This is a genomic window from Loigolactobacillus backii (assembly GCF_001663675.1).
In the GTDB taxonomy this organism is placed as follows: domain Bacteria; phylum Bacillota; class Bacilli; order Lactobacillales; family Lactobacillaceae; genus Loigolactobacillus; species Loigolactobacillus backii.
The window spans coordinates 2,661,044-2,672,521 of record NZ_CP014873.1; the positions used below are offsets into that span (position 1 = coordinate 2,661,044).

Sequence of the window (11,478 nt, forward strand, 5' to 3'; positions counted from 1 at the left end):
CGATAAGGACTACCAAACAAACGCGCGTAAAAATGGTTTTTAGCCACCTCAGTAACTACCAAACACGTGCGTATAGAAACTCTTTTGCCCAGAATCTCGAGCAACAAAGGATTGAATTCCTTCGGATGAACTAATCGTCACTTGAATTGGTACGTTACTAGGTAGATAATGCTCTGCCTCAGTAGCAATAAATTGGGTAAAACTCATAATTTCCGTTTGACTATAAAATTGAGTATTGATAGAAACGTTCATTCCCGCCAAAGTTCCATTATTATAGTGGGTTTGTGCCGTAACACCTGACAAATTCGGGAAGAAACTCTGGATTTGCGTCTTAAAGTTGTCAAAAGCGTCACTGTCACTACTATTACCGGACTTAGCACCACTTACAGCCGGTAGCGTATAGTTCTTCTGGTTCATACTATTCCAGCTACTAATCGTTTTACTACCATTTTTACTAGTCCCATTAGCAAAGAAAGTCCCGCCAACTAAGCTATCGTTGGGTGCTTGCTCGTATAGCGCAATTGTAATTGGTACTTTACTCATGCCACTTTTAGCCCGCATTCGTTTAACAACTTCGTTAGCCATCTTCTTTGCTTCGGCAACCATCTGCGCGTTGGAAATTTTTGTTTGGTAAGTTGGTCCGTACTGCTTTTTGGTATAGTAATCGATTTGATTCATACCTAAACCGATCGTTACACCACCAAGTGATAATTTACTTCCACTCTGTGTCATATAGTCCTGTTCTTCTAACTGTTGCAAATAAATTGGGTTCCGTTTATTAGCATCAGTTTGTCCATTACTAGCAGGGTTCAGTCCGTCTGGATTATCTTTTGATTTACGAGCCAACCAATTTGTGACGGTTGTTTTGTTCAAATACTGACCTTCTTGAAACACGTACTTATTAGTTGGAAATTGTTTTTTAGAGACCGTTAATAAGCCGCTCTCAAAGCTCTTCAAATTGTAACCATTTGTATTTTGATCCTCAGACAGACCACGTGATTTACTAGTCAGATACTTACCATTTCGAACAACACCTTGGTAATCACTGTCCGAAACCTGGCCAGTTGTTTGAACTGAGGATTTACTTTTGGTCCCACTACCGGAACCAAGCCCAGAAGACTGCAAATTACCGCAGCCAGCTAAAAAGATTAAACTACCAAATAACACTAAAAATGCTTTTGCTCGCTTCACCAGAAATGTTCCTCCTCAATTTCTTAAGTCTATTTTGCGTGACCGCAAAATCTTATTCTCGGATGATAGCCATTCTCCTAACGCGAAATCCGCGTACTCGAAACATGGCCCTCCTCAATTTCTTAAGTCTATTTTGCGTGACCGCAAAATCTTATTCTCGGATGATAGCCATTCTCCTAGTGCAAAATTTGCGCCCTGGAAACATGGTTCTCCGCACTAAATTCTACTATTTTTTTAAATTATTGCGCGGCCTTTAAATTTTCAGCCAAAGTTGCTTCATCCCAGATTGTAATCCCCAGGTTTTGCGCCTTGGTATATTTGCTACCAGGATCACTCCCGGCAATTACCAAATCAGTTTTTTTGGACACACTTCCGGTAACTTTAGCACCCAGATCTTCAAGCTGTGTTGCTAACGCCGAACGCTTATAATTTTCAAGTGTTCCGGTCAAGACAACTGTCTTACCACTAAACACAGTATCTTGCGCAACCTTCTTTGGTCCGAGATAAGTCATGTTGACGCCTGCGGCAATCAATTGTTTAATCAGTTCCTGCGCCTCTTTTGTCTGAAAATAAGTGTAAACACTGTTGGCAATAATTGTACCGGATGTGTCAATGGCGCTTAATTCTTCTTGATCACTTTGTTGTAATTTAGCCATCGTTTCAAAATGCTCAGCCAATAGGCGCGCCATTTTGGCCCCAACGTGGCGAATTCCCAGGCCATTAATTAAACGCTCAAGTGAGTTTTGTTTGCTTGCAACAATTGCATTTAACAAATTAGTGGCCGATTTATCCTGAAACTTATCCAAAGCAATCAATTGTTCATAAGTTAAATGATACAAGTCGGCAACGTCATGAACAAGTCCTTTAGTGTACAATTGTTGAATAATTTGCGGTCCTAAGCCATCAATATTCATGGCGTTACGTGACGCAAAATGGGTTAATTGTTCTTGAATTTGAGCAGGGCACATTGGATTAATGCAGCGCAAGGCAACTTCCTCATCCAAATGCTGTAACGGCTTACCACATGAAGGACAAGTCGTTGGGAGCTGATACGGTTTGCTCATTTCTGGCCGTAAGCTAAGGATAACTTCCGAAACTTCAGGAATAATGTCACCCGCCTTATGAATCAGAACAGTATCATCTTCACGGATATCCTTTTCCTTAATTAAGTCACCATTATGCAGGGTCGCTCGCGCGACAGTTGTCCCCGCTAATTGAACCGGGTCCATAACTGCGGTCGGAGTCACAACGCCCGTTCGGCCAACCGTCCATTCAATTTGGTGAATAACGGTTTGCGCCTCTTCTGGTGGAAATTTATAAGCAATTTCCCAACGCGGAACCTTAACTGTATTTCCCATTTGGCGTTGCAAGGCCAAATCATTTACCTTTAAGACAATTCCATCAATGCCGTAATCAAGCTCATCACGTTGTTTTTGGTACTGATCAATGTATTGAGAAACTTCATCCATCGTGTGGCAAACATGGTAATTGGAATTAACTTTAAAACCTAGCTCGGCCAAAGTTTTCAATGCCTCTGCTTGCGTTGTCACTTCCAGATCATCAAATGTCGTTAGGGTGTACAGCCAGGTGGACAACTGGCGACTGGCGGCCACCCGGGAGTCCAACTGGCGAAGACTGCCAGCTGCCGCATTACGTGGGTTAGCAAAATTTTCTTCACCATTAGCTTCACGTCGGACATTTAAATCCGCAAAGGCCTTTTTAGGCATGTAACATTCACCGCGAACCTCAATGGAAACCGGCTTGGTTAGTCGTAACGGAATTGATGAAATTGTTTTTAAATTCTGCGTGATATCTTCGCCAATCGTTCCATTACCGCGTGTCGCGCCACGAACAAAAATACCATCCTCGTAAATCAACGAAATGGCCAAACCATCAATTTTTAACTCAACGTTATAATCAAAATCTGTTGGGTAGGCCTTTCTAAGTCGGCGATCAAAATCAGCTAACTCGGTTTTAGAAAAGACATCCCCCATTGAAAGCATCGGGCTATCATGGGCAACCTTATTAAAGCCGGGTAAAACCTGACCGCCAACCCGCTGCGTTGGTGAGTCTGGCGTAATAATGGATGGAAATTCATTTTCTAGCGTTTGCAAATCACGGTAATTTTCATCATAAACGTGATCTTCAACAACTGGTTTGTCCGCCGTATAATACGCACGACTCCAATCGTTTAAAGTGGTTCGCAGCTCAACTGCTGCATCACTTGCCTCTTGTTCTGAATACTGACTAATTGGTTTAATTAACGCCATAAGTCACGAATAGTAAACCTATTCGTGTCACCTCCCTTACTGGGTAACAACCTTCTCGATTGGTGCAAACGAAGCTAACAGACGCTTGATACCCTGTGATTTAAACGCAATATCAAGTTCGGTATCAGTACCACTGCCATTAACTTTAACGACCGTGCCTTCACCCCATTTACGGTGAGTTACCTTATCACCAGCCGTCCAACTGACACTATCAGCCCCAGTACCACTATTTTTAGCGACCGTAGCCCTCGATTGATAAGTCGTCGCCGTTGCCCGCGCATAACTATTATTTCGACGCATATTACTGAACGGTAACTTACTTTCAGTTAATTGGCTACCCGCAGTCCCATTTTCAAACTTCAATAAATCATCGCTAATTTCACCAACGAAGCGTGAGGCCGGATTACTCTGTGTTCGCCCGTATAACATTCGGGAATAAGCGTTGGTTAAATACAACTTTTTTTTAGCCCGCGTTATCCCAACATAGGCCAAACGACGCTCTTCTTCTAACTGATCATCTTCCAATAATGCCCGAGAAAGTGGGAAAATGCCTTCTTCCATCCCCATCATAAACACAACTGGAAATTCAAGCCCTTTGGCCGCGTGCAACGTCATTAAAGTAACTTCACTGCTCTCATCTTCAACGTCATCTTGATCAGAAACCAACGCCAGATCCGTCAAAAAATCAACAAAACGGTCACTGTCCGAATCTTCCTCCGGTTGATAAGAGTCATCAAACTCTTTGGTAACGGATAAGAATTCTTGAATATTTTCGACCCGGCCTTGAGCCTCTAAGGTTTTTTCTTTTTTTAATGCTTCTAAGTAACCGGACTGATCAAGCATTTCGTTCGTTAATTCCGTAACACTTAATTCATCCTTTTTTTCTTGGAGGCCAATCATTATCTTCGCAAACGTACTCAACGTTTTTCGTGGTCGGGCCGAAATGTTATCCGCTAAAGCCACGTTTTTCGCCGCATCTAGTAAGGACCAGCGATTATAATCAGCGAAGCCCCGCAATTTATCTAACGTTCCGGTACCAATTCCACGTTTAGGCGTATTAACTACCCGTTCAAAATCAATTGAATCCTCGGCGTTAACAATAACGCGCAAGTACGCCAAAATATCCTTAATTTCTTTACGATCATAGAACTTATGCCCGCCAATCATTTTATACGGAATGTTGGTCTTAACAAAACTCTCTTCAATTGTCCGTGATTGGGCGTTAGTTCGGTATAAAACAGCAAAATCCCCGTACTGATATTGCTTGGCTTCCATTTCTTCTTGAACCTTACTAACCACGAAATGAGCCTCGTCCTGCTCATTTTGGCCACGATAATAGGAAATTGGCTCGCCATCTGAATTTTCAGTCCACAGTTTCTTCGGTTCCCGATAAGTATTATTGTTGATCACTGCGTTAGCTGCCTGCAAAATAGTTTTAGTTGACCGATAATTTTGTTCAAGTAAAACAACTTTAGCGTCAGCGTAGTCTTTCTTAAAGTTCATAATATTTTCCATATTAGCGCCACGCCAACCGTAGATACTCTGGTCGGCATCACCGACAACACAAAGGTTACGGTATTTTTTTGCCAACAAGTTAACCAAGGTGTATTGTGCCTGGTTAGTATCCTGATATTCATCGACGTGGACGTACTTAAACTTAGTCTGATAGTAATCCAAGGTCTCCGGTGACTTCTGAAAAAGCTCCACCGTTAACATAATCAAATCATCAAAATCCAGCGCCTGGTTGGCTTCTAACTCATTTTGGTATGGTCCGTAACACTGGGCCACAATTTTTTCAAATGGTGAGCTAGCAGTGGCAGCAAAGGCTTTGGGCGTTTGTAATTCATTCTTGGCACCAGAAATTGCACTTAAAACGGAACGTGGTGTGAATTTTTTTGGATCAATATTTTGTTGCGTTAAAATTCGGCGCATTAAAATCGATTGTTCCCCAGGATCGGCGATGGTAAATGATCGGGCGTAACCACCTAATTTATCAATATCGCGACGTAAAATACGGACACATAATGCGTGAAAGGTTGATACCCAAACTGACTTTGCTCGTTCATCTAACAAACCCGCCACACGTTCGCGCATTTCGCGAGCCGCCTTATTGGTAAAAGTAATCGCCAAAATATGCCACGGCGCAACTGCCATCTCTTCAATTAAGTAAGCAATTCGGTGCGTGACAACCCGCGTTTTACCAGAACCAGCTCCCGCCATAATGAGGAGTGGGCCTTCAGTATATTCTACTGCCTCTTGCTGTTTGCCATTCATATTCTCCAACAAACTCATTTTGGACATACTAATTATTCAATCCCCTCTATTTATCTACTACATATTAGTGCACTGAAAATTAAGCACTGAACACTCAAATTCATCTCACTCATTATAGCAAATATCGCTTAAAACTTCTCTAAAGAATCCACTAAAATCCGCCAGTTAAGTACAATAAAAATAGAGTTAGGGCAAAATGTTTATTTTGCCCTAACTCTATTTTGCTTAACACTAACACCGAATAATTCATTGCATGAATTATTCGTCAATTTAGACCGGGTTTAAAAAATACCTTTATTGGCATTCTCCTGACCAATCTGATGAAAACGTGTCTGAAAAAGCAGATTCCTGCGGTTAGCTACGATCGCCAAATAATCCACTACGTGAATTATTCGTCAATCTAGGCTGCGATTCGGACTTTGTTTCATCTTAGTCCGATCGACATCGCTAGTAATCCTCAGAATCTGAACGCTTTTTCAAACTCTCTCTAGTCTTCTCCCAAGCCCACGCGATCAAAAATTGTATCAACGTTGCGCAAATGCCAGTGATAATCAAACGCATCATCTAAATCCTTGGCGTTTAATATTGAAGTGATTTTTGGATCAGCTTCAAGTAATGGTCGGAAGGCCTTCTTCTCATCCCACGCGAGGGCAGTCTTCGGTTGAACTAAATCATAAGCGGCCTCACGACTCATCCCGTTATCAATCAGCTTCAGCATTACCCGCTGACTATAAATCAGACCATAAGTCACATCCATATTTGAACGCATTTTTTCTGGAAAAACAGTTAGCGTTTCAATGATTTTACTAAAACGATGTAAAATATAATCTAATAATTCTGTTGTATCGGGAAGAATAATTCGTTCGGCTGAAGAATGTGAAATATCACGATCATGCCACAAACTAACATCTTCATAGGCCGTAATCATGTGCCCACGAATAACACGCGCTAATCCAGTAACGTTCTCAGAACCAATTGGATTACGTTTATGTGGCATAGCAGAAGAACCCTTTTGCCCCGCCGCGAAGAATTCTTCAACTTCATGAATTTCAGTTCGCTGAAGGGACCGAACCTCCGTCGCAAATTTTTCAACTGAAGTGGCAATGAGGGCCATTGTTGCAATGTATTCGGCGTGTAAATCACGTGGTAAAACCTGCGTTGAGATATCTTGCGCCCGAATACCGAGCTGTTTTGTTACGTAAGCCTCAATTTCAGGCGGAATATTAGCAAAGGTCCCAACTGCACCACTAATTTTACCAGCCTCAACACCAGCAGCAGCATGCTCGAAACGTTCACGATTGCGTTTCATTTCAGCGTACCACTGTGCCATTCGTAAACCAAAAGTAGTTGGTTCGGCGTGAACACCGTGCGTTCGACCCATCATGACGGTGTACTTGTAAGTTTTGGCCTGCTTAGCCAACACTGCAATAATGTGATCCAAATCCTCACGTAAAATTCTGTTAGCTTGTTTCATCAGGTAACCGTAAGCTGTATCCACAACGTCCGTCGAGGTTAAGCCGTAGTGAATCCACTTCTTTTCGGTTCCTAAACTCTCGGAGACATCCCGCGTAAAGGCAACAACATCATGCTTAGTCTTCTTTTCAATTTCAGCAATACGCTGCGTATCAAAAGTCGCATTTTGCCGAATCTTAACGGCATCTTCTTCAGGAATTTCACCGAGTTTTGCCCAAGCCTCATCAGCTAAAATTTCAACTTCAAGCCAAGCCTGATACTTATTCTGATCGGTCCAAATTTGTCCCATTTCTGGGCGAGTATAACGCGCTAGCATAATTAACCTCACTTTTTATTTGTCTAGTAACAAAAGAATCCCGATAATACTGCAGCATAACTATTATTTAATTGTCTCAGTTAACGTGTTTAAAGATTGCTCATCGCATTAACATAATTCTCAAGTACTTAGAGTCATGTCTTCTAAAAAAGTTCAGACACTTCCTAATTCCAAATCTCAGTGTCATAAATAGCTTCCAGCGTTTGCTTCAAATCTTGGGTCAAAATGGTGACGTGGCCAACCCGACTTTCTGCCTGACTACCATTAGCCAAGTAATAATAAAAATGCCAATTTGGTTTAATCATAACTTGCGTATAGGTTGCCTTCAGCAGGCGTTCTGGAATCGTAACGCTCACCGCTGGGCTAACCAACTGTGGCACTGGCAACGGCCAATTGCAAATTGCGCGGATATGTAATTCGTATTGAGAAACTTGGGTTGCCTCATTAAAAATGTTACCCGATGTATGGGGACAAGGGACAATTCGTTTAACGTAAAGTGTGCCGGAAGCCGTTAAGAAAAATTCGACCCCAAATACGCCAACGTAAGTAATACTTTGAGCCAACGTTTTAGCAATCCGTTCCACCTCGACGGTTGTTGCGGCGTCAATTCGAGCTGGCGTAATCGACTCAAATAAATGCCGACCATGATAAACATTCTCACAAACCGGTAGGGTAACAATATTTTGTTGTGCATCCTTAGCAACCATAACGGAAAGTTCTCGTTCAAAAGGTACCCAGGACTCTAAAATATATGTGCCGGTCGTAAGATAATCAGCACTTTTAGCAATATCATCTTCATTGTAGATCACCCGTTGAAATTGGCTGCCAATGCCCCGCTGAACGGGCTTCAAAACACAAGGGTAGCCAATTGAATCGACGGCTGCATAAACGTCATCTAACCCAACAATCGTAGCGTAAGGCGCAATGTTAATATTGTGTTCGTCCAAAAAGACCTTTTCTAGTTGCCGATCCTGCATGATCGATAATATATCAGTTTTTTGCGGCAAATAAACGTTTTGCAACAAATCAAGAGCCGTTGTATCGGTATTTTCGTATTCGTAAGTTAGTACCTCACAAAATTGAGCCAATTTTTGTAAATTAGTAACATCGCTCATATCACCAACTTCAGTGAAGTCCGCGACACTTGCCGCCGGGCTATTCATTTTATCGGTTAGGATGCCCACCCGAAAGCCCATTTTTTTGGCAGTTAAGGCCAAAAGTTTACTATTGGCGCCGCCGCCAATAATACCAATCGTACTACCAGGATAAATGGTCGATTCCACATTCATTCACGATCCCTTTCTTTACTTATACTACTCATTATCCTCTTTTTTGCTTAAACCGTCATCTTCTTCTAACATTGCGACTCGCTGGCAAGAATAAGCGTTTAATTTTAGAGTATGCCGTGAACCATTCGTAATCAGATTTTTGCAATAAATCCAGAAAGTGCTAAAAAGTTCAGGCGAAGCTGTTAGTCTGCATTGTTAGCTTCTTGATCACTTTCAAAAACAACTTTACCATCTTTAAACGCCGTAATCTTGGCCAATGATTCTAACCGAATTTGTTTTTCGGCAATTAATTCATGACCACGTTGGAACGTTTTTTCAATCGCAATCCCAACACCATCAATTACCGCGCCGGCCTGTTCACAGATGTCAATTAAACCCGCAACTGCCTGTCCATTGGCCAAAAAGTCGTCAATGATTAAGACCTTATCTGTATCCGCCAAAAACTTCTTTGAAATTGCAATTTCGTTACTCACTTTTTTAGTGTAAGAATAAACCGTTGAAGTATACATATCATTCACCAGTGTGAGGCTCTTATGCTTACGGGCAAAGACCACCGGGACGTGCAACTGCAGGCCGGTCAAAATAGCCGGTGCAATCCCAGATGATTCCACCGTCAAAATCTTAGTAATCCCTTCACCACGGAATAAGCGAGCGAATTCCTCACCCATTTCAAACATTAAATCAGGATCAACTTGATGGTTTAAAAAGTTATCAACCTTTAAAACGTTCCCCTCTAACACCTTTCCATCTCGTTTAATCCGATCCTCAAGTAACTTCATTCAATACACCCCTTCTGTAATTAGATAAAAAAAGCGCCTTTTTACACTACAAGTAAAGAAGCGTCTTCACTTATAGTCCAGAATTTACGGTTCTGGGTAGAAACTTGTCTCCATTATTAGACATTTATATAAGTTTGCCGGAAAAAATTGCTTTTTAGATTGGCTTTACTTTAGCATAGTTATTTATGAATAACAACTGCGGCAAAGCCCCGTGAATTACTGATCATACTGCTCTAAATCGTACGTTTTAATCAGATTAATTAGCTTGGCCGGGTAGTCCGGATCAGTCGCATAACCGTCCTGCTTCAATGCTGCCGCCGCAGTACGATAATTAGTGGCACTAATGACGTGTTGATATTGATTCGTATTCCAGCTCGTCCCGTTAGCCAGTAACGCTGCGTGGGCTGCTAGTGACGCTTGATCGTTAGCGTAAATTTGAAAACGCCCGCGAATTTCTACCCACTGCCCGTTACGGTATTCTTTAGTTAACATCACTTTAGTCTGATTGGGATCAGTCCCTTTCACACCAAATAGATTATGGTAATTAGTCGCTAATTGGCTGGTACCCCAGTCCGACTCAAGAATTGCCTGGGCCAAAGTAATGCTTGGCAATACATGATAAGTTTGCTGTAGACGCTTTGCCTCAGGTGCCAATCTCTTAATAAAGGCTTGCCGGTTCCGCTGCACTTCGGCCTGGTTATTCGCATTTTGGTCGGCCACATCTACTCGTGCTTGCTCACCCAATAAACGTACCCCCGCCACCACTAAAAGTAGTGCGCAAAAGCAGCCCATAATAATTTGTGGTAATTTAATTGCTATTTTTTTGCGATTACGTCTTTTTTTCGCCACTATTCACCATTACTTTCTTAGCGAACCCAAGTTACCTTTTCGTAAAAATCAGCCTTTAAGGTCAATAATGTTTCAAAATCTAATAGAAATAAATATAGGTGCGCTCGATTTTCAAATTCTTCCCGCGTAGTTGGTAATGGTTGCCCGTCAAAATCACTCTGGATCTTGACAACAGTCTTTACCAAGTGCTTGGCCGCATTCGGTTTAGCAACTGTAGCGGCAGCCTTCTCCAGCAAAACCTCAACGTGTTCACTTTGAGCTAGTGGTAAATTGATCAAATCAAGGTTAGTTTGCATTTGCCGCAACATCTCGTATTGATTACGCCGCATTTCAAAATACGACCGGTAAAAATCATTTTCGATAAAAAGTTGGTTGTCCTGCTGCCGGTTCGACCACTCGCGGCCAGTTCGAATTGTATTCAATAAATGCCCCAGACGTGTCCAACTATCGGCGGAGGTCTCTTCGCCAGTAAATTGGGCCTGCATATTTTTTAAAATATTAGTTAAATCATCTTCTGTAAGTCGCTGAAAGCCTTTAATTTGTGATTGTAATGATGGCATAAATAAATTAAATACCAAGGCCACACCAACCCCAATTAACAATAACGCTAATTCGTTACTAATCCAGTGCCAACTATAACTTCGCTGCAAGAGAAAGTGCGTGACCAAAACGGCACTGACCACAATACCTTCTTGCAACTGTAACCGCATAGCTAAAGGGATAAAAATCAGTAGGAAGATACCATAGGCCCACGGATTAAATCCTAAAAATCGGAAACTTAAAGTTGCAATTAAAAACGCCAAAGCGGCCGAAACTATTCGTGAACCAGCTAAGCGAAATGAATATTTTGTTGTATTCTGAACACTTAAAATTGTTACAATTCCGGCCGTCGCCCAATAGGATAAATGAAACTCATAAGCAATAACCATTGCAATGACAGCCCCTAAGGCAGTTTTTATAGTTCGTAATCCAATTTGCATCTTTGCCACCCCTTCTATAATAGCTTAGCAAAGTCGGCCGCTAGATGCACCTAAAAA

The 11,478-nt window shown here is 41.9% G+C and carries 8 protein-coding genes and 1 riboswitch; all 8 genes read right to left on the minus strand.

What is annotated here, in order from left to right; genetic code table 11:
- Positions 1-48 precede the first annotated feature (48 nt).
- Positions 49-1,191 carry a CamS family sex pheromone protein gene (locus AYR53_RS12260; protein WP_068280076.1) on the minus strand — a complete coding sequence of 381 codons (1,143 nt, stop codon included), beginning with the start codon at positions 1,189-1,191 and terminating at the stop codon, positions 49-51.
- A gap of 239 nt (positions 1,192-1,430) precedes the next feature.
- Positions 1,431-3,461 (minus strand): NAD-dependent DNA ligase LigA, encoded by a 2,031-nt coding sequence (ligA, locus tag AYR53_RS12265; RefSeq protein ID WP_068280073.1) that lies wholly within the window; start codon positions 3,459-3,461, stop codon positions 1,431-1,433.
- Positions 3,462-3,497: 36 nt separating this feature from the next.
- On the minus strand, positions 3,498-5,762 hold the full coding sequence (gene pcrA, locus AYR53_RS12270; RefSeq protein ID WP_068225443.1) for a DNA helicase PcrA: 2,265 nt from the start codon (positions 5,760-5,762) through the stop codon (positions 3,498-3,500).
- Between the two features lie 460 nt (positions 5,763-6,222).
- Positions 6,223-7,524: an adenylosuccinate lyase gene (purB, locus tag AYR53_RS12275; protein ID WP_068225444.1), complete on the minus strand. Its 1,302-nt coding sequence runs from the start codon at positions 7,522-7,524 to the stop codon at positions 6,223-6,225.
- 164 nt (positions 7,525-7,688) lie between these two features.
- On the minus strand, positions 7,689-8,813 hold the full coding sequence (locus tag AYR53_RS12280) for a 5-(carboxyamino)imidazole ribonucleotide synthase (RefSeq protein WP_239691377.1): 1,125 nt from the start codon (positions 8,811-8,813) through the stop codon (positions 7,689-7,691).
- A gap of 182 nt (positions 8,814-8,995) precedes the next feature.
- Positions 8,996-9,592 carry a xanthine phosphoribosyltransferase gene (locus AYR53_RS12285; RefSeq protein ID WP_068225446.1) on the minus strand — a complete coding sequence of 199 codons (597 nt, stop codon included), beginning with the start codon at positions 9,590-9,592 and terminating at the stop codon, positions 8,996-8,998.
- A 53-nt stretch (positions 9,593-9,645) separates the two neighbouring features.
- Positions 9,646-9,744: riboswitch (purine riboswitch) on the minus strand.
- 64 nt (positions 9,745-9,808) lie between these two features.
- A complete protein-coding gene (locus tag AYR53_RS12290; protein WP_068225447.1) occupies positions 9,809-10,441 on the minus strand; it encodes a glycoside hydrolase family 73 protein in 633 nt (210 codons plus the stop codon).
- Positions 10,442-10,458: 17 nt separating this feature from the next.
- Positions 10,459-11,421 carry an aromatic acid exporter family protein gene (locus AYR53_RS12295; RefSeq protein WP_068225448.1) on the minus strand — a complete coding sequence of 321 codons (963 nt, stop codon included), beginning with the start codon at positions 11,419-11,421 and terminating at the stop codon, positions 10,459-10,461.
- Between the last annotated feature and the right edge of the window lie 57 nt (positions 11,422-11,478).

Bases quoted from the DNA above. Each gene is read 5' to 3' on its own strand.
- AYR53_RS12295 (WP_068225448.1), bottom strand. From the start codon at position 11,421: ATGCAAATTGGATTACGAACTATAAAAACTGCCTTAGGGGCTGTCATT.
- ligA (WP_068280073.1), bottom strand. From the start codon at position 3,461: ATGGCGTTAATTAAACCAATTAGTCAGTATTCAGAACAAGAGGCAAGT.
- purB (WP_068225444.1), bottom strand. From the start codon at position 7,524: ATGCTAGCGCGTTATACTCGCCCAGAAATGGGACAAATTTGGACCGAT.
- AYR53_RS12285 (WP_068225446.1), bottom strand. From the start codon at position 9,592: ATGAAGTTACTTGAGGATCGGATTAAACGAGATGGAAAGGTGTTAGAG.
- AYR53_RS12280 (WP_239691377.1), bottom strand. From the start codon at position 8,813: ATGAATGTGGAATCGACCATTTATCCTGGTAGTACGATTGGTATTATT.
- pcrA (WP_068225443.1), bottom strand. From the start codon at position 5,762: ATGTCCAAAATGAGTTTGTTGGAGAATATGAATGGCAAACAGCAAGAG.